Source organism: Paenibacillus sp. FSL R5-0378, from assembly GCF_038009285.1.
Lineage (GTDB): Bacteria > Bacillota > Bacilli > Paenibacillales > Paenibacillaceae > Paenibacillus_AQ > Paenibacillus_AQ favisporus.
This window is the reverse complement of record NZ_JBBPAY010000001.1, coordinates 4,492,017-4,515,119: the sequence shown is the minus strand read 5'-3', so window position 1 is coordinate 4,515,119 and position 23,103 is coordinate 4,492,017. Positions and strand designations below refer to the sequence as shown.

Annotated in this window: 18 protein-coding genes; 5 read left to right on the top strand and 13 right to left on the bottom strand. The window is 54.2% G+C overall.

The window, feature by feature from the left end; genetic code table 11:
* Window positions 1-210 precede the first annotated feature (210 nt).
* Window positions 211-2,769 (bottom strand): Ig-like domain-containing protein, encoded by a 2,559-nt coding sequence (locus MKY74_RS20895; protein WP_144025331.1) that lies wholly within the window; start codon window positions 2,767-2,769, stop codon window positions 211-213.
* A 642-nt stretch (window positions 2,770-3,411) separates the two neighbouring features.
* Between MKY74_RS20895 and MKY74_RS20890 the strand changes: the two genes are divergently transcribed.
* Window positions 3,412-4,266, top strand: coding sequence for an SDR family oxidoreductase (locus MKY74_RS20890; RefSeq protein WP_076165393.1), 855 nt, complete (start codon window positions 3,412-3,414; stop codon window positions 4,264-4,266).
* 186 nt (window positions 4,267-4,452) lie between these two features.
* Here MKY74_RS20890 and MKY74_RS20885 read toward each other — a convergent pair whose 3' ends face one another.
* The 7 genes from MKY74_RS20885 to MKY74_RS20855 all read right to left on the bottom strand — a co-directional run bounded on the left by MKY74_RS20885 (window position 4,453) and on the right by MKY74_RS20855 (window position 14,659).
* Entirely contained in the window at window positions 4,453-4,782 is a 330-nt protein-coding gene (locus MKY74_RS20885; RefSeq protein WP_076165396.1) for an SCP2 sterol-binding domain-containing protein, read from the bottom strand.
* Window positions 4,760-5,257 (bottom strand): PaaI family thioesterase, encoded by a 498-nt coding sequence (locus MKY74_RS20880; protein ID WP_076165399.1) that lies wholly within the window; start codon window positions 5,255-5,257, stop codon window positions 4,760-4,762. Before MKY74_RS20880 ends, MKY74_RS20885 begins: the two co-directional genes overlap by 23 nt.
* A gap of 43 nt (window positions 5,258-5,300) precedes the next feature.
* On the bottom strand, window positions 5,301-6,995 hold the full coding sequence (locus MKY74_RS20875; RefSeq protein ID WP_076165401.1) for a long-chain-fatty-acid--CoA ligase: 1,695 nt from the start codon (window positions 6,993-6,995) through the stop codon (window positions 5,301-5,303).
* A gap of 25 nt (window positions 6,996-7,020) precedes the next feature.
* Window positions 7,021-8,802: an acyl-CoA dehydrogenase family protein gene (locus MKY74_RS20870; RefSeq protein WP_076165404.1), complete on the bottom strand. Its 1,782-nt coding sequence runs from the start codon at window positions 8,800-8,802 to the stop codon at window positions 7,021-7,023.
* Between the two features lie 67 nt (window positions 8,803-8,869).
* Window positions 8,870-10,051: an acetyl-CoA C-acetyltransferase gene (locus MKY74_RS20865; protein ID WP_076165407.1), complete on the bottom strand. Its 1,182-nt coding sequence runs from the start codon at window positions 10,049-10,051 to the stop codon at window positions 8,870-8,872.
* A 22-nt stretch (window positions 10,052-10,073) separates the two neighbouring features.
* Window positions 10,074-12,476: a 3-hydroxyacyl-CoA dehydrogenase/enoyl-CoA hydratase family protein gene (locus MKY74_RS20860; protein ID WP_076165409.1), complete on the bottom strand. Its 2,403-nt coding sequence runs from the start codon at window positions 12,474-12,476 to the stop codon at window positions 10,074-10,076.
* Entirely contained in the window at window positions 12,473-14,659 is a 2,187-nt protein-coding gene (locus tag MKY74_RS20855) for a (Fe-S)-binding protein (RefSeq protein ID WP_076165410.1), read from the bottom strand. Before MKY74_RS20855 ends, MKY74_RS20860 begins: the two co-directional genes overlap by 4 nt.
* Window positions 14,660-14,849: 190 nt before the next feature.
* Between MKY74_RS20855 and MKY74_RS20850 the strand changes: the two genes are divergently transcribed.
* From MKY74_RS20850 to MKY74_RS20840, 3 genes are read left to right on the top strand one after another with little or no spacing between them, the layout of a single operon-like run.
* Window positions 14,850-15,431 carry a TetR/AcrR family transcriptional regulator gene (locus MKY74_RS20850; protein ID WP_076165412.1) on the top strand — a complete coding sequence of 194 codons (582 nt, stop codon included), beginning with the start codon at window positions 14,850-14,852 and terminating at the stop codon, window positions 15,429-15,431.
* A 26-nt stretch (window positions 15,432-15,457) separates the two neighbouring features.
* Window positions 15,458-16,225, top strand: a complete 768-nt coding sequence (locus tag MKY74_RS20845) for an electron transfer flavoprotein subunit beta/FixA family protein (RefSeq protein ID WP_076165414.1) — start codon at window positions 15,458-15,460, stop codon at window positions 16,223-16,225.
* A gap of 27 nt (window positions 16,226-16,252) precedes the next feature.
* The gene (locus tag MKY74_RS20840) at window positions 16,253-17,227 is read left to right on the top strand and encodes an electron transfer flavoprotein subunit alpha/FixB family protein (RefSeq protein ID WP_076165418.1); all 975 of its coding nucleotides are present in this window, start codon (window positions 16,253-16,255) and stop codon (window positions 17,225-17,227) included.
* 136 nt (window positions 17,228-17,363) lie between these two features.
* Here the strand turns inward: MKY74_RS20840 and MKY74_RS20835 are convergent, their stop codons facing one another.
* Both MKY74_RS20835 and MKY74_RS20830 read right to left on the bottom strand, forming a co-directional pair.
* Window positions 17,364-19,037, bottom strand: coding sequence for a DUF4091 domain-containing protein (locus MKY74_RS20835; RefSeq protein WP_076165421.1), 1,674 nt, complete (start codon window positions 19,035-19,037; stop codon window positions 17,364-17,366).
* A 94-nt stretch (window positions 19,038-19,131) separates the two neighbouring features.
* Complete coding sequence (locus tag MKY74_RS20830; RefSeq protein WP_076165423.1) at window positions 19,132-19,884, bottom strand: MBL fold metallo-hydrolase; 753 nt, start codon at window positions 19,882-19,884, stop codon at window positions 19,132-19,134.
* A 136-nt stretch (window positions 19,885-20,020) separates the two neighbouring features.
* Between MKY74_RS20830 and MKY74_RS20825 the strand changes: the two genes are divergently transcribed.
* Window positions 20,021-20,449, top strand: coding sequence for an Lrp/AsnC family transcriptional regulator (locus tag MKY74_RS20825; RefSeq protein ID WP_076165425.1), 429 nt, complete (start codon window positions 20,021-20,023; stop codon window positions 20,447-20,449).
* 88 nt (window positions 20,450-20,537) lie between these two features.
* Here MKY74_RS20825 and MKY74_RS20820 read toward each other — a convergent pair whose 3' ends face one another.
* The 3 genes from MKY74_RS20820 to MKY74_RS20810 form a co-directional block, all read right to left on the bottom strand.
* On the bottom strand, window positions 20,538-21,737 hold the full coding sequence (locus tag MKY74_RS20820) for a DUF4179 domain-containing protein (RefSeq protein ID WP_076165428.1): 1,200 nt from the start codon (window positions 21,735-21,737) through the stop codon (window positions 20,538-20,540).
* Complete coding sequence (locus tag MKY74_RS20815) at window positions 21,712-22,296, bottom strand: RNA polymerase sigma factor (RefSeq protein ID WP_076165431.1); 585 nt, start codon at window positions 22,294-22,296, stop codon at window positions 21,712-21,714. Before MKY74_RS20815 ends, MKY74_RS20820 begins: the two co-directional genes overlap by 26 nt.
* A gap of 217 nt (window positions 22,297-22,513) precedes the next feature.
* Window positions 22,514-22,996: a hypothetical protein gene (locus MKY74_RS20810; RefSeq protein WP_076165433.1), complete on the bottom strand. Its 483-nt coding sequence runs from the start codon at window positions 22,994-22,996 to the stop codon at window positions 22,514-22,516.
* Window positions 22,997-23,103 lie beyond the last annotated feature (107 nt).

Sequence of the window (23,103 nt, the reverse complement as noted above, 5' to 3'; positions counted from 1 at the left end):
ACGTGAGATTCCTTGCCTAAGCGTGATTTTTTAGCTTTTTAAGTGATTTCTCGTACGCTCAATATTTGTAGCGAAATCAGTGAGTTTCTATTTCCTTTATTGAAAAGGGACTTCGAATGATGCGAAAAAAGGACGCAGAACAAACTCTGCGCCCTTTCGTTTAACCAACCATCTGGATCATATTGTCTCGTTACCAGTGCGAGCTCGGCATCATCCTCCCCACTCCGTGAATCGGCCGTCGGGGGAATCATAAGCTTGTGCCCAGTAGTACCCGGGCGCCAGGATTCTGCGGGCGGCAAAGCCGGCTTTACCCGCAGCCGCATTGATCGCTTCGGATGAAGCGGTGTACGTACCTGTCGCTGTAGTGGCGCCACCGACATATTTTCCGCCCATAGAGGTAAACCGGCCGTAAACCGTTGCCTGAAGCCCGGCTCCCGTCTCTTTGTCGACGACCTGCAGGGAAACGGTCGCCTTGGTCCCGTCGTATGTGACCTGCATTTGCCCTACGATCATCGGCTTCAGATCGGTAGGACCCGTCGTTGCGGAGAACGGCTGGCTTGTAGGCCCTTCATTACCGGAGGAATCGACGGCCGTTATCTTATAGACATATGTCGTATCCGGCAGCAGCCCGACGTCGCGGAAATTCAGTTTGTTGGATATACCGGCCAGGTGGGCTGGATCCGGTTCAAACTGCGCATCCGTGCCGCGATAAATGTGGTACTCTTTCACGGTGGCATTGTCGGACGCCGGCCCGTAGGTGATATCGACCCGCTGATAATCAAAGGCTGTCGCCTGCGGCGTGCCCGTGACGGCTGAAGGCGGCTCGCTGTCCTGCGGCGGCTGCCAGAACACGCCTCCCGGTCCCCATGCAGACGGGAATATTCTCAGGTTACCGTAATGGTGGAGCGCGATCCCTCCAAAGGCAGGATTTCCTTCGAAAGCGGCGTACACTTTGTTCAGCTCCGACTCCATGTACGTGCGGCCTTCCTCATAGAAGCTGATGGCCTCCGGATCCCCACCGTCGGCGACATCGATCGTTTCCACGCCAATGACGACCGAATTCGGTTTGCCGATCTGATTCGCATAGTCGATTTCTCCGCGTGCTTGTTCAATGATCCCTGCACTGCCGTCCGCCTGATCCCGGTAGTCCATAATCGAAATGTAATCAAGCGTATCCTGAACGTGCTGGGACATCCATTTGACCGAGCCGTTCCACGAGATGCTGCTGGCGTCCACCGATGTGTCGAACCAGCGCGGGATGGCGGCTCCGACCTGCAGGTCCAGGCCGGAAGCCTGCTTGCGGTCCATCAATGCCTTGAGCATGTCAAGGTACTGTACCTGAACCGAAGGTTTGGCACTTTTAAAATCACCGAGGCTGTAAGGCTCCGTATCAATGTTTACACCGTCGAATCTCTCCCTTGGATCCGAGGATAAATTGTAATTCAGGATACCTTCGAACTCGGCCACCGCCTGGGTCCGGTACCGGGCATAGGCCCCGAAATAGGGCGGCGTCGTACCGCCGGCGATCAAAGCCTGCACCTGGTAGCCTTTATCATGAGCCCAGCCGACGAAATCCCTGACCTCCGGCCGTTTGTCCTCCAGCATTCGCATGCCGAAATAGGATCCGACCGCCAGGTACAGCGTCCTGATCGGTCTCTGCCCGAACGTCGACGTGTCGGATGCCATAGCATCCAGCACATTACGGGAACCTGGGTTCATGATCAGAGGGTACGATTCATTTTCCCAGATCCACATGGCCCGATCCTGGCCGTACACCTGCTGGGTAACGGTCGTCGGACTGGATGCTGCTTCAACCTGCTCGGCGCCAGGATCTGCATTCGTAGGGATCTCCGCATCCGAGTTCACTTCATTAACTGTATCTTCCGCGGGAGAGGCCGTCAGCTCATCTTGTGCCTTGGTGACATCTTGAGCTGTTGGGGCATCTTGTGCTTGAGGTACCTCTTGCTCTGTTAAGTTATCTTGTACCGCTGAAGCATCCTGTGCCGTTGAGACATCCTGTACTGTTGAGGCATCCTGTACTGTTGAGGCATCCTGTACTGTTGAGTCATCCTGTGCTGTTGAGTCATCCTGTGCTGTTTCGTTATTTTGCAGCGCTTGGGCATCTTGATCGATTTGAGCAACCTGGTCTTTCTGGACATTCAGTTCCGCTTCGGCATTCTGTTGGATATTTTGATCTGTTTGAACATCTTGATCATTCTGGGTATCCTGCTCTGTCCAGCCCTCTTGCTCCTGCTGGTCCTCCTGCAGCATTGCTTGGCTGTATACGTTCGCAACCTTCACATATTTTGCGCTGCTATAACCTGTATTTCCGTTTGAATCCACGGCTTTCGCTTCAAGACTATTGACCCGTCCGGCATAAGCCGCTGTCTTCCACTTGTATTGGTATCCTGATCCTTTGGGAGGCGCATCCTTCCACTCTCCGCCGTTAATCCGGATTTGTACTTTGCTGACCGGATTTTTGCCCCCTGCTTGAATGAGGACATTGACACTCCCCATCACGGGGCTCGTTTCGCCTGGGCTTGTAATCTGCACTTGCGGGAGCGCGGCGCCCGGATTATCTACCTCCACCGACATATAGGGAGACCAGGCCACATAGCGGGTCACACTGTCTTTTCCCCTAGCCGCCAGTTCTACCGGACCGTCGTACTTGGAGAAGTCGACGTCGGCATACCAGCTTCCGCTGCCGTCCGCTTCCGGATCATCCATGTGGGCACTGACGAGCGAATCGCCGCCTACGGCGAGCTCCACGTCATACACTCCTGAAAACGTTCCGGAAATCCGGGACATACCCGGCCCCAACGGGCCTGAAGGCTGGTCTATCGCGATGAGAGGCGCAGCAAAGACAGGCAAAGGAGGAATTCCAAACACCGAAAGAACGACTGTAAGGATCAGACAAATTCCGACGTGACGAACAGCTCGCGGGTTTCGGGCATGTCTTTGGGCATGCCCCTGCTTAATTGCCATAAGTCTCTTCACTTCCTTTACATAATGTGTGAATGACCTTGACATCGCAACGGGAAAAAGGGCTAGGAGGAAGGGTACAAGCTGAGGAATGTTAGTTTGAAGCGTTTACTTCTTCTTATTATGGCGAACGTTCGCTTAGAACCACATGTGACAAAAATGTGAACGATAAAAGGGGTTTCAGCATTTTTTCGCGGTTTTTCTGCCCGAATTTTATCATCCCGCCGGGTACCGCGATGTCCCCTGTACCTGGATAAACCTTCAGTGAACAAGCGCACGTACGCCAATGGTGGATGAAACTTATAACATCGAATCAGTCCCCTTCCCCACATAGCAAAGGCTGCTCTATACACCGCTTTCCCGTTCCGATATAGTGGAAGTTAAGCAGTATGAATTCGTTTCCAGCATATATTTTGGGAGGAATCGGAAATGGAACCTTTTGCGCAGAACTTGTTACAGGACAAAGTGGTGTTGATTACCGGGGGAGCAACGGGTCTGGGCCGGGCCATGGGTGAAAAGTTCGTGCGGCTTGGTGCCAAACTGGCGATCGCAGGGCGCCGGGAAGAAGTGCTGAAGCAGACCGCCGAACAATTTAATGATAGCGGTTACAAAATATTCTATGCTCCTTGCGACGTTCGGGAACCGGCACAGATTGCGGAGTTGGCGGATGCCGTTGAACGGCATTTCGGCCGGATTGACATTCTCGTCAACAATGCCGCCGGCAATTTCATCAGTCCCACCGAAAGGTTGTCCCCTCGAGCCGTAGACGCGGTGCTGAACATCGTACTGCACGGCACGTTCTATGCGACCCTGGAGATCGGCAAACGCTGGATCGAACGCGGCCAGGGAGGCACCATGCTCAATATCGTGACGACTTATGCTTCAACCGGATCGGCTTTTGTCGTTCCATCCGCTGCGGCCAAAGCCGGCGTTCTGGCACTGACCCGTTCCCTCGCGGTAGAATGGGCACGTTACGGGATTCGCCAGGTGGCGATCGCCCCCGGCCCCTTTCCAACCGAAGGCGCATGGTCCCGCCTCTCTCCTACGCCGGAGCTGGAGCAGCAGATGATCGATCGGGTCCCTTTGCGCCGGGTCGGGAATAAAGAGGAGCTGGCGAACTTGGCTGCCTACCTGGTTTCTGATTATGCGGGATATATCAATGGGGAAGTGGTCACCATTGACGGTGGAGAATGGCTGCAGGGGGCGGGCGAATTCAATGAGCTCCGCTCCGTCACCGAGGAACAATGGGATGCTCTCGCCAAATTAACCCGGAAAGGGAAATAAGAAAAAACGTCTATCGGCGCACCTTCCAAGAAGCCAGACCGCATTTAGCGGAAGTTTTTCTTGCGATATAAGGAAGCCCAATCTCCGAAGCTTATCCTTTCTTATATCCAAAATAACAGCACAAATAGGCTGCTCTGCATAAGGCAGCCTATATTTTTGCATTCATCGATGTCGTAAACCAGGTATTCAAACCTGATACTGCTTCAGAATTTCCTGAAGCTTCAGAGCCAGGCCAAGACGGCCGTCGATCCGGAGCGATCCGGTCATATACGCCATCGTCGTGTTCAAGTCGTTCCGGAGCAGTTTCCGAAGATGGCTCTCAGACATGGTCAGCGTGCAGTCGGCGTCGTCCGAAGCGTCCTCCACAACCCGCACGGTTCCGTCATGGAAATATACCTGCAAATGTTTCCCTGTATCTTTAATATGAAAATGGTAGGAGGCGTGCAGCCCGTCCAGCGCCCCCGGCTGTTCGTTCATTTTTCCGGCCATCGCTTCAAGTTCTTGTACCACGCTCATCCATCGTCCCCCTTTTATCGCTATCTGTTTGCGCTTCAGGGACATGCCTTTCCAGCACCCTGAAGGTGCCGGTGCCGAAGGCGAGCAGATCCCCGTTCTCTTTGCGGGCATAGGCCTGGGCTGTTATCAGCTTGCGCGAGCTGTGGATGATCTCGGCCGTCACAATGACACGCCCTTCACCCGTGGAAGCCACGTAGTTCATGTTCAAATTCACAGTAACCACATTGGCTTCCGGCCTGGCCAGCATAATGAGTATGCCCATGGCGGAGTCGATGGCTGAAGCATGCATGCCGCCGTGCACGATCCCGATGAGATTGAGATGATGGGGCAAAATATCAAAGGCTACCACGACCTGATCGCCTTTAAGTTCAATCAGTTCGCATCCGATAAAATCCCAAAAGGTATGCTTCGCGGCGTTCTCCAGCTGCTTCAGCTTCAGGTTCTTATTCAGGCTGTCCGTCGTTTCCGGATTCATGTCCTTGCCCTCCTTCTCATTTGGCGTCGCCGTGTGTCATCCCCTATAGGTCGACCTTCGATTGATTGACCAGCTTCTCATTCTCTTCTTCGATCAGTTTGCGGCGAAGCACCTTGCCCACCAGCGTCTTGGGCAGCGACTCGCGAAACTCGTAGATCTTGGGCACTTTATACACAGCCAGCCGTTCCTTGCACCACTGCTTCAGCTCCTGCTCGGTAACAGACGAGCCTTTCCGGAGCACAATGTAAGCCTTTACATTTTCGCCGCGGTAAGGGTCGTTCACGCCAGCCACGACGGCTTCCTCCACATCCGGATGCTCGAACAGCACCTCCTCGATTTCCCGCGGGTAGATGTTATAACCGCCGGCTATAATCAGGTCTTTGCGCCGGTCCAAAATGTAAAAAAAGCCCTCATCGTCCATCCTCGCCAAATCCCCGGTGTACAGCCAGCCATCCCGGAGCGTGCGCTCCGTATCTCCCGGCCGGTTCCAATACCCCTTCATGACCTGGGGGCCGCGGACGACCAGCTCGCCGATTTCGCCAAGCGGCAGCTCTTCACCCGTTTCGGGATGCACAACACGGGCTTCGGTATCCGGTAAAGGAATACCGATCGAGCCGTTTTTGCGTTTCTCCCATATGTTGTTGGCATGCGTAACCGGGGACGCTTCGGTCAGTCCGTAACCTTCGATCAGCTTGCCGCGCGTGACCTCCTCGAACCGCTCCTGTACCTCCAGGGGCAGCGGAGCCGCTCCGCTGATACATATATTTATGGAAGATAGGTCGTACTTGTGCACTTCAGGATGGTGAATCACCGCAATATACATGGTCGGCGCCCCGGGAAACACCGTCGGCTTCCGCCGGTCAATGATCTTCAGCACCTGATTGATTTCAAAACGTGGAACCAAGATGAGCGTTCCGGCATTATAAACTGCCTGATTAAGCAGCACCGTAAGCCCGAATACATGGAAAAAAGGCAGCGCAGCCAAGTATTTTTCCTGGCCGATCCGTGCCCGGTAAAACCACAGCTGTGATTGAATCGTATTGGCTACCAGGTTCATATGCGTCAGCATGACGCCTTTGGCGAACCCGGTCGTTCCTCCGGTATACTGGATGAGCGCCAGGTCCTGTTCAGCATCGATGTCTACCTTGACCGGGTCGCTGCTTGATTGTTTCATGAGGCGGGTAAAGGATACGATCCGATCGTCATAGGTGACGGAGACATGAGTTCCGTCTTTTTTGGCGGCAATAGGGTATAGGATGTTTTTCGGAAAAGGCAAATAGTCTTTGACCGACGTGACGATCAGCTTGCTGAGCGGCCTGTGGGTCATCGCCTGTTCCACGCGCTGCACCAGCGCATCCAACGTCACGATGATGCGGACGTCAGCGTCGGATAACTGATGCTGAATTTCCCGCGGCACGTACAGCGGGTTCGTCATGACTACCACGCCGCCCGCAAGGAGCGCACCGTAATACGCGATGACCTCCTGCGGGCAGTTAGGCAGCATGATGGCGATCCGGTCCCCTTTGCGGACACCCAGCCGGAGCAGGGCGTTCGCAAACCGGTTTACCGAAACCAGCAGGGATCGGAATGTCATTTTCTTCCCCATGAAATCCAGAGCAATATGCTCTGGATATCGGGAAGCGGAATCCACAAGAAATTGCGCAACGTTCTGCTTGGGATACTCGTAACTGTGCGGGACCTCACTAGGATACTGATTTAACCAAGGTTTACTCGACATCCAGGCCACCCCATCTCACGAATTGTTACAGCACGTATTTTTCCGCGGCAATGACCTTTTCAGCGATTTCACGCTTCAATCCAAGCGTATTGACAGGCGACTTTCTCGTCAGCTTTTTCAGAACGGACAGCTGCGTCCGGAGCGTGTCGCCCGATTCCATCGCAGCGAGCACTTCCTTCGCCCACGTTTCGATTTTATTGAATTCGTCATGAACGAATACGGTCGTCATCAGGATCGGCAGGCGAGCCTTGTCTTCGCCGGAGCGGTCGATGATTTTTTGCGTACGCAGCAGCGCACTTTCCATCGCATAGACGGAAATCATCATATCGGACAGATGGCTCAGAATCTCCTGTTCGTCCTCGAGCTTCAATTGATATTTCTGTACGGCCTGGGCGCCGGCCATCAGGAAAATTTTCTTTGCCATCTTGATCAGATGGGCTTCCTGATCAAGCGTTACCTCGAAGGTTTGCGGAGGAATCGGCTCCAGAAGCTCGGCCTGCAGCGCCACGGCCTTTTGCATCAGCGGCAGCTGGCCCTTCATGGCCCGTTTCACCAAAGTGCCCGGAATGAGCAGACGGTTGATTTCGTTTGTGCCTTCGAATATGCGGTTGATCCGCGAATCCCGATAATTCCGCTCCACCCGGTACTCTTGAATAAAGCCGTATCCGCCATGGATTTGCACGCCTTCGTCGACGACGAAATCCAGCGTTTCGGAACCGAACACCTTGTTAATCGAGCATTCGAGCTGATATTCGGCAATGGCTTTGGCCGATTGATAGCCCACTTCCGGACTGGTGTGATCCACTTCGGCAAGGCCAACATCGAACAGACCTGCCGTGCGGTAAACCATGCTCTCGAGCGCGTACGTTTTCGTATTCATATCCGCCAGCTTCTTGCCGATCAGCGGGAAGGTGGAGATTTTCCGGCCAAACTGCGCGCGCTCGTTCGCGTACTTGGCAGCCAGTTCAATCGTATCCTTGGAGGCGCCTACACAACCGGCGGCCAGCTTGAAGCGTCCGATGTTCAGGATGTTGAAGGCGATCAAATGCCCCTTGCCTACTTCCCATAACAGATTCTCTACAGGCACTTTCACATCCTCCAGGATTAGCGGACAGGTGGACGATCCTTTTATTCCCATTTTTTTCTCTTCCGGTCCAATGCTGACGCCTTCCATCGTGCGCTCCACGATAAAAGTGCTGAAGTCCTTGCCGTCCACTTTGGCGTACACGATGAATAGGTCAGCGAAACCGGCATTCGTGATAAACTGCTTGCTGCCGTTCAATACATAATATTCACCGTCCTCGGATAAGGTGGCTGTCGTTTTCGCCCCCAGCGCATCTGAACCGGAGGAAGGCTCCGTTAAGCAGTAGGCGGCGATCTTCTCGCCGGTTGCCAGAGCAGGCAGGTATTTCTGCTTTTGCTCCTCAGTGCCGAAATAGACGATCGGCAGCGTGCCGATGCCGACATGGGCCCCGATCGACAAAGCGAATGCGGATGCCTTGGTCAGCCGCTCGCTGATCAGCGTCGAACTGACCTTATCCAGACCAAGCCCGCCATAGGCCTCCGGCACGTCGGCGCCGAGCAGTCCGAGTTCCCCGGCTTTACGCATCTTCTCCACCGTAAGCTCATAATTCAGTTTTTCAATCGCTTCGTCATGGGGCACCACTTCACCGGCTACAAAATCCTCCGTCGTCTCGGCGATCATTCGGTGTTCTTCCGTAAAATCTTCCGGGGTCACAATGCTGTGAAAGTCCGTGTCTTCAATGATATAACTGCCGCCGATCACCTTATTCATCGTTGTGCTCATCGTTCCCGTCTCCTTTGCGATATGAATTTTTAAGTTAAAAACCAAATCACTGTAGAACGTTTTCAGCTTACGGATGAACCTCAAACACGCCCGCGGCACCCATGCCGCCGCCGATGCACATGGACACCACACCGTAACCGCCGCCGCGCCGCTTCAGCTCGCTGATCAGGGTCGTCGTCAGCTTCGTGCCTGTGCAGCCCAGCGGATGCCCAAGCGCAATCGCGCCGCCGTTGACGTTCACTTTCTCCTCATCGATGCCAAGCTCCCGGATAATGTGGACGCACTGGGAGGCGAACGCCTCGTTGATTTCGAATAAATCCACGTCTTCCAGCGTAATTCCGGCCATCTGCAGCGCCTTCGGAATCGCCTTGACCGGACCGACGCCCATAATTTCGGGCTCGACGCCGCTGAGCGCGAAGGAACGGAACGTGGCAAGCGGCTGCAAGCCAAGCGCCTCGGCTTTTTCCCGGCTCATGACAACGACCGCCGCAGCCCCGTCGCTGACCTGGGACGCATTCCCCGCCGTGACTGATCCGTTCAGCTTGAACGCCGGTTTCAGCTTGCCCAGCACCTCCACTGTCGTGTCGCTCCGCACGCCTTCGTCCACCCGGAATTCGAAGGTTTTCGTCTGCACTTTGCCTTTCTCATCCACGCTTTTCAGTTCGGCCTGAACCGGCACGATTTCGTCCTGGAACTTGCCTTCCGCAAGCGCCTGCGCCGCCCTGGCGTGCGATCTCGCAGCGAACCGGTCCTGATCTTCCCGGCTGATGCCGAACCGATCGGCTACCTCTTCCGCCGTATGTCCCATGGCGATGTAGACCTCCGGCATCTGCTCAACAATCTTCGGATTCGGCGACATCTTGAAACCGGTCATCGGCACATGACTCATGCTCTCCACGCCCCCGGCGATCAGGATATCGGCATGCCCCAGCATGACTCGTTCCGCCGCGAAGGCGATTGACTGAAGGCCGGAGGAGCAAAACCGGTTGATCGTCAGCGCCGGCACCGTTACCGGGAATCCGGCGTACAGCGACATGATCCGGGCGAAATTAAGCCCCTGCTCGCCTTCCGGCATGGCGCAGCCGATGATGATGTCCTCCACGTCTTCTTTTTTAAGGCCCGGCGCGCGTTCAACGACGGCTTCCAGCACCGTTTTCCCGAGATCGTCGGCCCGTGTCTGTGCCAGGCTGCCTTTCTTGGCACGGCCGACTGCGGTACGCGCCATCGATACAATGACTGCTTCTTTCATGGAATATCCCCTCCCGTGGATGTTAGTTGCGGAGCGCCTTACCTTTGGTTAACATGTGGTGCATGCGCTGCTGCGTCTTCGTTTCGCCGCACAGGCTCAAGAAAGCCTCGCGCTCGAGGTCCAGCATATACTCCTCACTGACAAGGGTCCCTGCCGGGACATCACCGCCGGCGAGTACATGGGCCAGTTTTCGGGCGATCAGGTAATCGTGGTCGCTGATATAACCGCTTTGTTTCATGCCAAGCGCACCAAGCTGAAGCACGGCCTTACCCTCCGCCCCGACGACCCGGATCTTCTCCTGCGGGATCGGCTCATAGCCGCTGCGATCCAGACCGAGAACTGCCTGCTTCGCCTGATAAATCTGAACATCCTGACTCACCGCAACACGGTCGCTTGGCCGCAGGTACCCGAGACGCTTGGCATCGTGGCCGCTCGTCGATACCGTCGCCGTCCCCACGGTTTGGAAAATGTGGTTGATGTGCGGCTGCAGATCCGCATCCGGAAGACCGGCCGTTTGGCTTGCCCGCAGCGCCAGTTCCTTGCACCCTCCACCGGCGGGAATCAGGCCGACGCCGACTTCGACAAGACCGTAATACGTCTCCGGCGCTGCGATGACCAGGTCGGCCGGCATGCAGGATTCGACCCCGCCGCCGAGGCACATGCGGTGCGGCGCGGCCACGACCGGCTTTTCAAACCGCTTCAGCGCGTACATTGTGTACTGGAATTTCCGGATGATTTCGTTGATTTCGTCCCATTCTTCGTCCTGTGCTTCCATGAGGAGCAGCATAATGTTGGCTCCCACACAGAAATTGCGTGCCTGGTTCGCAATCACGAGTCCTCTGAAATTGCTGCGCACCTCGTCAATGCTCTGCGTAATCATGGAGAGAATGTCCTCGCCGATCGCATTGTTGGGCGAATGAAATTCCAGGCAGGCGACGCCGTCTCCAATGTCGATCAGGCTGGCGCCGCTGTTTCCTTTCACCACCTTGTTTTGCTCTTTCAGGCTGCGCAGATTGATGACTTCTTCCGGCTGTTCTACCTCACGGTATGCGCCAGACGCCACATGAATCGAATACAGCCGGCCCTCCTCCTGCTTGTAAAAGGACTTGTGTCCCGCAGCGACCCACTCTTTAACCCAGGCGGGAACGGTCAAGCCTTCGGCTTCCATCCGCTCCACGGACCGGGCCAAGCCGATGGCGTCCCAGGTCTCAAACGGCCCGAGTTCCCAGGAGAAGCCCCATTTCATCGCATCGTCGATTTCCTTGACCGAATCGGCGATCTCGCCCACCTTTTCGGCCGAATAGACAAGCACCTGCTTGAGAATGTTCCAGGCCAGTTCCGAGTAGCGGTCCTTCGTCCCGAGGAGCGCCTTTGTTTTCGCTCCGGCTCCCTTGGCCATTTTCGCGGCCTCCAACGATGCCGATTTGGGCTTCATCTGCGGCACGTATTCCAGCGTTTTCAGGTCAAGGGATAAAATCTCGCTCCCGGCCGGCGTTTTCTTCTTCAAATAGAAGCCCTGCCCGCTCTTCTCCCCGAGCCAGCCGCGTGCCACCATGCCCGTCAGCACGTCCGGCGAAGTGAAAACCGCTTGTTCGCGCTCATTCTCGACGTTCATCCGGACGTTATCCGCGACATGAACGAACGTGTCGAGCCCCACCAGATCCAGCGTGCGGAAGGTAGCGCTCTTCGGGCGCCCCATCGCCGGTCCGGTCACCGCATCGACCTCTTCCACCGTGAAGCCCTTCTCCACCATTTCCTGCAGAGTCACAAGCAGGCCGTAAGTACCGATCCGGTTCGCAATAAAGTTAGGCGTATCCTTGGCGATGACGACGCCCTTGCCGAGCACCCTTTCGCAAAAATCCTTCATACGCGCCACGAGCTCCGGCTCCGTGTCCCGTCCGGGAATAATTTCAAGCAGCTTCATGTAACGGGGCGGATTAAAGAAATGTGTGCCCAGGAAGTGTTTTCTGAACGCTTCGCCGCATTCGGCCGCCATCTCGTTGATCGAGATGCCCGACGTGTTCGAGCTGACCACCGTACCGGGTTTCCAATGCTCCTCTACACGTTTCAGGAGCTGCTGCTTCACTTCCAGATTCTCGACCACCACTTCGATGACCCAGTCGACGCCTGAAATTTGCGGCAGATGATCTTCGAGGTTACCCGGCGTAATGCGGGAAGCAAACGCAGGATCATACAGCGGAGCCGGCTTGATCTTGCTGAGCTTCTCAATGGCTGAAGTTGCAAGACGACTGCGTACCGCCGGATGTTCCAGCGTCAACCCCTTCTTCGTCTCTTCCTCTGTCAGCTGAGTCGGAATGACGTCCAGCAGTAAGCACGGGATCCCGACATTGGCCAGATGTGCAGCAATGCCGGAACCCATAATTCCTGAGCCGATGACGGCTGCCTTGCGAATGGATTTGTTCATTGTGTGCTTGCCTCCATTTCAAATCCTTTATTGTGAGCAGCGGAATCCCCGAACACGGACAGCTCCAAAATTTCGGCGATATCCTTTGCCTTCACACGCTCTTCCACTTCCTTCATCTTCGTCCCGTCCTCCATCATGGTCAGGCAGTAAGGACAGGCGCTGCTGATGATGCTTGGATTCACTTCCAGCGCCTGCTCTGTGCGGGCAAGGTTCACCCGTTTGCCGGACGTCTCCTCCATCCACATCATGCCGCCCCCGGCGCCGCAGCACATCGCATTTTCCCGCGTGCGCTTCATTTCAACGAGCTCCACGCCGGGAATGGCCCGGAGGACGCTGCGCGGTTGGTCATACACGTTGTTATAGCGTCCCAGATAACACGAGTCGTGATAAGTGATCCGCTCCTTCACTTCATACTGGGGTTTCAGCTTCCCTTCGCGGAGGAGCTGATCCAGCAGCTCGGAGTGATGAAGGACCTCCACCCCTTCGAGCCCGAATTCGGGGTATTCGTTTTTGAACGTGTTGAAGGTGTGCGGACAGGCGGTCACGATTTTCTGGACGCCGTATTTTTCGAAAAGCGCAATGTTCTCCATGCACAGCTGCTGAAACAGCATCTCGTTGCCCATCCGGCGGGGCGTATCCCCCGAATTTTTCTCCTCGTTGCCGAGAATGGCGAAATTGACGCCGGATTCGTTCAAGAGGCGGGCAAACGCCTTGGAGATTTTGCGGCTGCGCAGATCGTATGAGCCCATCGATCCGACGAAGAACAAATATTCAAACTGCGGATTGTCCTTGACGGTCGGCACCCGGATGCCTTCCACCTCGCCGGTCCAATTGGCCCGATCGTTGCGGTTCAATCCCCAGGGATTGCTTTGCCGTTCGATATTTTGCAGGGCTCGCTGCCCCTCTGCCGGCATGCTTCCCTCCATCAGCACGAGATGGCGGCGCAAATCGATGATTTTATCGACATGCTCGTTGCCGACCGGGCACTGATCCTCGCAGTTGCGGCAGGTGGTGCAGGACCAGATCTCCTCCTCGGTCATGACGTCGCCGATCAAGTTCATGTCCTGCGGACTTGTGTCCTGATGGGTCCAGGTGGCCTTCTGCCATGCCAGCGTCGGGCGAATATCCGTCACGCCGTCCGCTGATGACCAATCGGGATGGGTTTCGGACACGGCTGCATCCAATGCATGCGCTCCACTCCCGGCAAAAGCATATTCGGGAACATACGGCGACTTACCCGTAACGGCTGTACCCTTTTCCGTCAAGTGATCGCGTAGTTTAGTAATAAGATGCATCGGCGATAGTACCTTGCCGGTATTGGAAGCCGGGCAGACGTTCGTGCAGCGGCCGCATTCCACACAAGCGTAGAAGTCGATCATCTGTTTTTGCGTAAAATCTTCGATCCTGCCGACGCCGAACGACTCGGCTTCTTCATCTTCAAGGTCAAGCTTGCTCAGCTTGCCGACAGGCTCGGAGCGGCCCAGCCAAATATTGACCGGTGCGGTCATGAGGTGAAAATGCTTCGATTGAGGAACATAGACGAGAAAAGATAGCAGAATAAGCAAATGGGCCCACCAAAAGATGTAGAACAATACGGATGCCGCCGTTCCGGACATGCCGGTGAAAATGGCCGCAATCGCTGAGGATATAGGTGCGTAAGCGGATGGCTCGAGGTCGAGCCGGATTCTTTCGAAGGTAAGCGACAGCAGCACAGACAGCATCAGGGAGAAGATAAAGAACACGACAATGCTCGGCTTCCACCCTTTCTTGAGGCGCGCAAGCTTCTCGCCATACCGGCGGTAAGCGGCATATCCCATCGCTACAAGGACCAGAAACACCGTGATCTCCTGAAGCAGACCGAATACGTCGTACGCGGGAAGCGGTAGGTGACCGCCGTCTGTCAGTCCTTTAATAATGAGATCCAGCGCGCCGAACTGAAGGATGATGAAGCCGTAAAAGATCACCACGTGCATAATGCCGCTCTTCCGGTCCTTCAGCAGCTTTTTCTGGCCGAACACCTGTCCCAGGAACTCGCCCCATCTGCCTTCACGCTGCTTCCGGAAATCCACCGGCTTGCCGAGCTTCACGTACAGCAGTCTGTGATACACCGCTTGGCAGAACAAATAAATACCGTACCCGGTCACAGCGAGAAACAGCAGTAAATTGACGATAGGCCACACCATTTGTCATCCGTCCTTTCTTCGTATTCACCTAAGTTTGGTGACGGGTTACATTTCGTAAGCGGTTACAAAGCTTGTTTAAAAATAAAATCTTACTTTGAAAACATTGACAACTGGCACTGTTTCCCATAAGATTAAGAAAAATGAATGAGGATTCATTCAGTTATTTGAATTCTAACACCGGGGTGGCCTGATGACAAGTAGAAAATTGGAAAAATATGAGTTGATTTTGGATGCAGCCTTAAAAGTAATCGCGGAGAACGGCTATCACGGCTCCCAGATTTCGAGGATCGCCAAGGAGGCAGGCGTCGCGGACGGTACGATTTATTTATATTTTAAAAACAAGGAAGATATCCTTATTTCTCTGTTTCAAGCCCGTCTCGGCAATCTGGTCTCCATGTTCAACAGCAGCGTTAAGGAAACGAATACCGCTGATGAAGCCCTCCGCAAAGTTTGCGAAATTCACTTTACCGAGCTCGAAAACAACATCAATCTGGCTTATGTGACACAGATCGAGCTGCGTCAGAGCTCGCTAGAGCTGCGCAAAGCCATCGGGCTTGTCGTCAAGCCCTACATTCAGCTGATCGAGCATATCATTGAACAGGGGATTGCCGAGAAATCGTTTCGCGCAGACCTCGATGTCAAACTGACACGCCTGCTGATTTTTGGGGCGATGGATGAAGTGGTCACCTCCTGGCTTATCTCCGGCCGAAAGTATTCCCTTTCCGCTCAGGTGGATAAGACAGTTGAGTTTTTCTTAAAAGGTTTAAAATAACGCGTTTGAGAGAGGAGCTTGTCCGCATGAATATCTACGTTATGCTGAAGCAAACCTTCGACACGGAGGAACGAATCGTCATTTCGAATGGACAGATTTCCGACGACGGGGTCAAGTACGTCATCAATCCGTACGACGAATATGCGGTAGAAGAAGCGTTGTTGCAGCGGGATGCGCACGGCGGTACCGTAACCGTCGTCTCAGTGGGACCGGAGCGCACGGCCGAGGCGCTGAGAACGGCACTGGCCATGGGCGCCGATGAAGCCGTACTTATTGACGGCGACAGTATTCCCGGCGACGAGTTCAGCATCGCCACAGCACTGGCGGCCTATTTCGGCCAGCAGTCCGTAGACCTCATTCTCGGCGGCAACTTCTCTGTAGATTCCGGCGGGGGTCAGGTCGCTGTAAGAGTAGCCCACCTGCTGGGCCTGCCTCACACTTCCTCGATCACGAAGCTGGACATTGCCGGCGGAAAAGCATCCGTGCAGCGGGACGCCGAAGGCGATACCGAATCGCTGGAGGTCGCACTTCCTGCGGTATTCACCGCGCAGCAGGGGCTTAACGAGCCGCGGTATCCGTCGCTGCCCGGCATTATGAAGGCGAAGAAGAAGCCGTTCCAGCGTCTCGGGCTTGGCGATCTTGGCCTGAGCGAAGCGGATGTGGCCGCCAAGACGAACCGCCTCTCCCTCGCCCTGCCGCCTGAACGCAAGGCCGGGCAAATCCTGAAGGGAGACCTTGCCCAGCAGGCCGCGGATCTGGTCCAGCTGCTGCGTACCGAAGCCAAGCTGATTTGAAGAAATTCATAAAAGGAGGAATCCCGAATGAGTAAAACGTTTGTGGTCGTAGCCGAGGTCCGCGGTGGCAGCCTGCGTCAGGTATCGTTGGAAGCGCTTCAGGCGGCCTCCATTGCCAAAAATGAAGGAGACGCCGTCGCTGCCGTGTTAATCGGGTCGCAAATTACGACCCTCGCAGCAGATCTGGCGGGCTATGTGGATGGCCGGGTCTACGCCGTGGATCATCCCGAGCTGGAAATCTACAACGCTGAGGCTTATTTTGATGCCGTGCAAAGCGTGTTTGAACAGGTGACGCCTGACGTGGTCATCCTTGGCCATACGGCACTGGGCCGGGATCTTGCGCCGAAAATCGCTGCCCATTTGGGTGCCGGACAAATTTCAGACGTGACGGCGATCGAGCAGAACGGCGGCGAAGCGGTCTACACCCGCCCGATCTACGCAGGTAAAGCATTCGAGCAAAAGTCGTTCACCGGCGGCCCACAGGTCGTGACGATCCGCCCGAACAATCTGTCCCCAGCACCAAGCGTATCTTCGCCTGGGGAGATCATCGAGATCGATTACGCCCCTTCCGGCTCCCTCCGCTCGATCGTAAAGGACATCGTCCGCAAGACGTCGGGCAAGGTCGACCTGACCGAAGCGAAAATTATCGTTTCGGGCGGCCGCGGCGTCAAGAGTGCCGAAGGGTTCAAGCCGCTCGAAGAGCTGGCGGATGTGCTGAACGGCGCGGTGGGCGCTTCCCGGGCGGCGTGCGATGCAGGCTACTGCGACTATTCGATGCAGATTGGCCAGACCGGCAAGGTCGTGACGCCGGAGATCTATATCGCCTGCGGCATCAGCGGCGCGATCCAGCATTTGGCGGGGATGAGCCAGTCGCGGGTTATCATCGCGATCAATAAGGATCCCGAAGCGCCGATTTTCAAAGTGGCGGATTACAGTATCGTCGGGGACCTGTTCGAGGTCGTGCCGCTCCTCACCCGCGAGTTTCGCAAGGTGCTGGTTTAACGGCTCGTTGGACATGATGAAGCCCCATATTTAAAAAAACAAAAGCATTCGTCAGCCGGTCCACCACCGGCCTGACGAATGCTTTTTCCTTGTCTTGTCGTGTATGAAGCGGTGTTCAAAGGAACAACGCGGCAGCTCAGACGTTTGCCGAAGCTAAAGCTTCTTTAATCTTCCGGTTCACCCATTCGCGCTTGGCGATCAGCCATTCCTCTTCACGCGGGTAGCGGCTGAACGTGATCGGCTCGGGCAAATCTTCCTCCAACGCCTTCAGCACATTCTCCCTGCCGATTTTCGATTCGAGCAGCTGGAGTGCACGCAAATCCTGCAGCGCTTCGTTCATGACCTCAAGCCGGATCGATTCGACCGGCACGCCGCCAGGTCCCGGATACACGATAAACGGATCGCCTGACGGAAAAGCTTTGCCGGCATCGGTCGTCTCGTATGGGTCAATCTCGCCTTTGGAGTATTGCGAATAATAGAAGTTATAACCCCAATGTAAAAATCCGGCGGCGTCAAATTTGTACAGCTGGTAACCCAGAATCCGGTTGCGGGCCGAAGGGAAGCACATGAAGCGGTTAGCCACCTCTTTATATTGGGAACAGCAATAGTACGTCCAGAGTGGCTGGACGTTATGCTCCAGAAACGGCTCGATATGGTTACTGGCCGGAATAGGCGTTTTCACCAAACCATTTTCGAAGAAATCATAGTCCGACAGGGCGTCGATGATCGGGAATCCTTGCAGCAGACCGCCCAGCAGCTTGCTCGCATAGCCATAAGACTCCAGGTGATCCGCCCCGGGCTCATCGGAAATGTGGAAATAGCTTCGTTCCGACAGGTTATTGGCATGAATCCATTCCGTTAGCGCCGGAACAAACTGCTCCAGGAACAAACGATACGTTTCACCGGTGGCATCGGTCTCCCATCCGAAAATCTTCTGTAGATTTCCGTCTACGGATGCCATAATCTTCGGTGCATGCTTCGCGCCCCATTGCGTGAACAAATGGGAAAATTCAAAATAGCGGATGCCCTTCTCATCGCACAGCTCAACCCATCTTGCGAGCCGGTCAAAGCCGAACGCGTATTGGTCTTCTCCCGTGACGGTCACATCCACAAGCTGTACCGTCGGCCGCTCCCCGCCGACCTCGGTGTCCAGCGGCGGCGTAAAGACGGGCGTCAGAATCATGTTCATGCCATGCTTCACGGCCGTATCCATATATTGACCGATCACCTGCCAGTGCTCTTCGCTGAATACGTCCAGCTTGTAATAGGTCGCCAGGCAGTCGGTATGGAACCATTCGGTATGTATCAGTTTCTGGGGAGGCAGATCCTCAGGAATCAGTTCCAGCTGAAAAGTCTCCACTCCGGCAACTTCCCCATCCCCGGATGCAAAACGGACGGTGATCGGATAGCTGCCCGCCGGCGTCTGACCATTCGGCTGAAGCGTAATCCACACACTTTGCCACTCTCCCGGTACGGCCGGAATCGTTTGTTCTTCATCCAGCGGGTACAGTGGATCCGGAAATAGTCCCGGCTCTGCACGCAGGACATGTTCATCGTGATCCGGATATACAGGAAGTCCGGACGGCACGAGGCCAACGCGGCGTACCGTTACCGGCAGTGCGGCCGGAGCATCTACGATGACCCTGAGATCATTCACCGGGCCTTCCGTCCGGTAAGCGGCTTGAAAAGCATACGTTTCGTTGCTGAGCATCGACCCGCCGGTCACGGGATGTTCGGTTCCCTGTCCATCCGGAAATACTTTGGATAACGAGCTGAGAAGCCTGGTCTGAAATACTTGATTCTGATTCATTGAGCCAATGATCCCTCGCTTTCAAACGGTATGCTGTATCTTTCGCTGTCCGTCCCCGGCATCCTCTTTAAAAAATCCAAAAATAAATATTTTTTTAATCTGCAAACACTTCCCCATCTTCCGGAATGATTACCCTGCTGCTGTATCCCGACTTTTCTATCACATCTCTCAGGTCATCCCTTGTTACAAAGCAGTGATTGATCGCTTCCATGTGAACGGCAGCCACCTGCGTATCCGGTTGATGACGCAGAAGAGCAAGCACGTCATTCTCATCCATAATGATCGGATCCCCCGTCACGAAGCGGGCACCGCCGGCATTAACGATCGTCAGATCCGGCTGGTAGGCATCAAACGCCTCTTCAACATCACGGCACCATATCGTATCGCCTGCAATGTAGACCGTCGGCTCGCCTTCGGCTTGAAGGACAAAGCCGCACACGGGCCCCATTTGTTTCCCGATTTCTCCCGTTCCGTGCTGACCTCCGGTTCGGGTCAAGGTGATTCCCTGAAATGTAACGCTTCTTTCGACCGGCGTCGTGCGGGCAAATCCGGCTGCCCGGATCTCGCCTTCGTCCTCCGGCTGGCAGAATACCGCCGTCTCCTTGCTGATTTGCTTTTGGGCAGGCTCATCCCAGTGATCAGGATGCCGGTGGGTGACCAGCAGCGCATCCGGCTGCACGAGCTTATCCACCTCCACTGGCAGGGGTACCCGCGGGTTGCGCAGTTCGTTGGCGGTATTGATTACCGGCGGGTTGGCCTCCTTCTCGCTGAACATCGGATCGACGAGAAGAGTTACACCGGCATATTCAATAAACAATGTGGCATTGCGGATCAATTGAATTTTCATTTCCATTCACTCCCGGTTTGGTTTATGATTCTGTTATTCACGATATCAGTATAAAACAGGAAAACGTGTTCTTTACATAGCCTGGCGAAACGATATTGGCAGCTATATTTTCACGGTGAAAGGAGTGAAGGGCAAGATGAGCAAACAAGATATCGATGAGATCGACCTTAAAATATTGCAGCTGCTGGTGGAAAATTCTCTCCAGTCCAACAAGGAGATCGGAGAAAAGGTACATCTCACCGGTCAGGCGGTGGGTGCCCGCATCCGGAAGCTCCAGGATCTGGAGGTGATCGAGGGTTATACGCTGCGGTGCAATCCGGGCAAGCTCGGACTCCAGGTCAGTGCTTTTATTACGGTCTTTATGAAATCCGCGGATACGCATGCTTCGTTCCAGCATTACATCCAGCGTACCCAGTCCATCGTGGAGGCACACCGGATCAGCGGTGAAGGCTGCTATCTCCTTCGGGTGCAGGTGCCAACTCCTATGGACCTCAATGACCTTCTGGGCGAGATGGTTCAGTTCGGCAATTATAAGGTCAATTTGTCCATCGGCCAGCTAAAATAGCCTATCAAAAAAAGAGCTCCCCATTCCTGTTCGAGATGGAATAAGAGCTCTTTTTTTGCAGAGTTTATAACCTTTTTTAATTGGCTTGTTACTGGACGACCGGAATCGTCATCTCGAGATCTTTATGATAAGTTTTAAGCGGTTCCCCCTTACTGTCGGAAACGATGGTCCAATCCTTTTTCACAGTCAATGTATAAGGCTTGATCGTAATGGAGGTCGGTGTTTTGTCAAACGGCTTGTAAGCCTCATCTTCATGATATTCAGTACCCGGGCTGCTGTTGAAGTATCCGATCATGTTCTGCTTCACCGGATTTCCATCCTGATCCACGATGTCGTAATACATTTTGCTCGGGCTTAAATCTCCTGTTTGCTCTGATGTCACAGGAACGCTGCCTTTGCTGTCCAGTACGAGTCGTGTCGTTATCGGCGTCAGATCCACCTGCTTGACCGTATAGCTGAAACCGCCGCTGCTTTGCGTTTGGTCCGGATGAAGGACGACGGCTCCTTTCGCCAGGTTTTTGACAGGAACGACGAATTCAAACGGTTCCTGTATGCCGGTGACGTTCAGTTTTACGGACATATCAAACGCTTCGGGCAGGTTTAGTTCGGTCAATCCTTTCGTCAATTCATACATGGCCATGTTTCGAATCAAATGGCCATCTTCCGTTTTGCCTACAGCGTCCGTGAACATACCGAAAAATTTGCTGTGACCTTGGATGTTGACTTCCGGCATGTAGATATACCCTTTTTTCTGCTGTTCCAATGGAACGGTTTGGATCAGGTTCCCCTTCTCATCCTTCGCCCCTGCCGGTGGATAAGGGGAGAGCATCGTATCGTCGTCCACGCCCTGACGTTCAATAGCGAACGCAAGCCGGGTTCCATCAAACATCACCTCTTTAATGCTGAGCGTCACCCCGTCTCTCGTTACACTCAAGTTCGGTGCAGTTGTCAGTCCTGTAGTGCTGGCCTTCTGCAAAGTGCTGTCCGAATTGTATTGGAACACACTGCCGATCCACGGCACGTTTTTTAAGGCATCCGCCATAACTGGGGATACGAAGCCACTTCCCATTACCACGCCTCCAAGCATAGCTGCAGCTGTTACGCTAATCGCCGTCTTTTTCTTCCAGGTTCCTCTTCCGATACGTTCGCTTCTGCTGGATCTACTCATCTCATTCAGCCTCTCCATAATTTGATTGGCGTAGCTTTCTTGCGGCATTTCCTTTTGCTTAACCGTTCTCCGCAAATGCGCCATCAGCTCTTCTTCAGTTAGATCTGACCATTCGTTCATGGGTTACCCCTCCTTTGATCTTCTTTTGCAGAATCAGTTTTTTCCGGACGCGTTCGAACTTTTTACGCAGGGTTGCCGGTTTGCAGTCCATAATCTGTCCGATCTCTTCGAAGCTGTACTGCTCCACTGCCCGCAGAAGCACGAGATGCCTTTCTTCAGGCTTCAAACTCATCAGCAGCTCTTCCACCTCTGGTACGCTGTCCTTTTGGTGCTGATTCTCCAACTGCCGAATCTCTTTCTGGAGAGATAACGTCTTCTTTTGCCGGCTCTTCTTTCTGGCCATATCCATGCAATGGTAGTAAGCAACTTTATATAACCATGAGGAGAAGGAAACCTGGTGCTCATATTTATGGATGGATTGATACACCTTGATGAAAATTTCCTGCAGCGCATCCTCCGCTTCCTCACGGTTCTTCAAAATGTAATAACAATACGTATAAATCTGACGCTCAAACGTACGGATGATGTCGGCAAATGCCTGCTTATCTCCTTGTTTGACGCTTTCTACGACGCTCTCGATAGGTTGTGTCGACTCTTCCCCGGGGTTGAGGTATTTCATGGCATCACCTCCCTTGTTGTCCCATCCTCACCCTGTATAACGTTTGGGATGCTGCCGAATGTGACATCGGTCCGAAATAAAAACGTCCCTTATCGGAAAACATGCTTTCCGTAAGGGACGCGAGAAGGATTTGGATCTTTGACGTACTCCTTAGAACATTCCCCCCAATTAGACGCATCAGGAGCGAAAAAGGTTATGAAGCTTGAACATTTACCAATCACAGTAACTCAAAGTTAAGATCCGGTGAATGAGCAGCGGTTACCGGATCTATTGGTTGCTCCAAATAACCCAATTCCAGAACGGCGACGATCCGCTCCTCTTGGTGAACACCAAAACGATGGGCGGATGCTCGATCATAAATCCAGTCGTTCATCGTCATTCGGACGTGGAGATTGCTCTCCTGCACGAGCAGGTGAAGGTTTTGCACGAGGCAGCATGCGGCCGCGAAATCTTCTTCCCTTTTATGAAGATCGCGCTCTTCTTTAATCACCAGGATCAAATAAGCCGGCGCCTCCTCCTGTAATCCGGCCATGATGTCTGTGCTGCCTGACCCGATAAATATAAAACGCCACGGCTCCCGCAGTCCGTCGTTCGGAGCCCATACGGCCCCATTTAACAGATCCAGGACATGAATTTCAGGAACTGGCCGATTGCTGTAGTTTAACGTATGTCCTGTATTTGTGATACCGGTGATGTTCATGGGTTCGCCTCCTTATCCCGATATGATCGTCCATTTCTTTTCTGCGCGTGTCCTGGCTCTCGCTTTCGGTATTTTGTCAAAATAGCCGAGGTGTAATATTCCCACCA

Bases quoted from the DNA above. Each gene is read 5' to 3' on its own strand.
- MKY74_RS20890 (WP_076165393.1), top strand. From the start codon at position 3,412: ATGGAACCTTTTGCGCAGAACTTGTTACAGGACAAAGTGGTGTTGATT.
- MKY74_RS20885 (WP_076165396.1), bottom strand. From the start codon at position 4,782: ATGAGCGTGGTACAAGAACTTGAAGCGATGGCCGGAAAAATGAACGAA.
- MKY74_RS20880 (WP_076165399.1), bottom strand. From the start codon at position 5,257: ATGAATCCGGAAACGACGGACAGCCTGAATAAGAACCTGAAGCTGAAG.
- MKY74_RS20875 (WP_076165401.1), bottom strand. From the start codon at position 6,995: ATGTCGAGTAAACCTTGGTTAAATCAGTATCCTAGTGAGGTCCCGCAC.
- MKY74_RS20870 (WP_076165404.1), bottom strand. From the start codon at position 8,802: ATGAGCACAACGATGAATAAGGTGATCGGCGGCAGTTATATCATTGAA.
- MKY74_RS20865 (WP_076165407.1), bottom strand. From the start codon at position 10,051: ATGAAAGAAGCAGTCATTGTATCGATGGCGCGTACCGCAGTCGGCCGT.
- MKY74_RS20860 (WP_076165409.1), bottom strand. From the start codon at position 12,476: ATGAACAAATCCATTCGCAAGGCAGCCGTCATCGGCTCAGGAATTATG.
- MKY74_RS20855 (WP_076165410.1), bottom strand. From the start codon at position 14,659: ATGGTGTGGCCTATCGTCAATTTACTGCTGTTTCTCGCTGTGACCGGG.
- MKY74_RS20850 (WP_076165412.1), top strand. From the start codon at position 14,850: ATGACAAGTAGAAAATTGGAAAAATATGAGTTGATTTTGGATGCAGCC.
- MKY74_RS20845 (WP_076165414.1), top strand. From the start codon at position 15,458: ATGAATATCTACGTTATGCTGAAGCAAACCTTCGACACGGAGGAACGA.
- MKY74_RS20840 (WP_076165418.1), top strand. From the start codon at position 16,253: ATGAGTAAAACGTTTGTGGTCGTAGCCGAGGTCCGCGGTGGCAGCCTG.
- MKY74_RS20835 (WP_076165421.1), bottom strand. From the start codon at position 19,037: ATGAATCAGAATCAAGTATTTCAGACCAGGCTTCTCAGCTCGTTATCC.
- MKY74_RS20830 (WP_076165423.1), bottom strand. From the start codon at position 19,884: ATGAAAATTCAATTGATCCGCAATGCCACATTGTTTATTGAATATGCC.
- MKY74_RS20825 (WP_076165425.1), top strand. From the start codon at position 20,021: ATGAGCAAACAAGATATCGATGAGATCGACCTTAAAATATTGCAGCTG.
- MKY74_RS20820 (WP_076165428.1), bottom strand. From the start codon at position 21,737: ATGAACGAATGGTCAGATCTAACTGAAGAAGAGCTGATGGCGCATTTG.
- MKY74_RS20815 (WP_076165431.1), bottom strand. From the start codon at position 22,296: ATGAAATACCTCAACCCCGGGGAAGAGTCGACACAACCTATCGAGAGC.
- MKY74_RS20810 (WP_076165433.1), bottom strand. From the start codon at position 22,996: ATGAACATCACCGGTATCACAAATACAGGACATACGTTAAACTACAGC.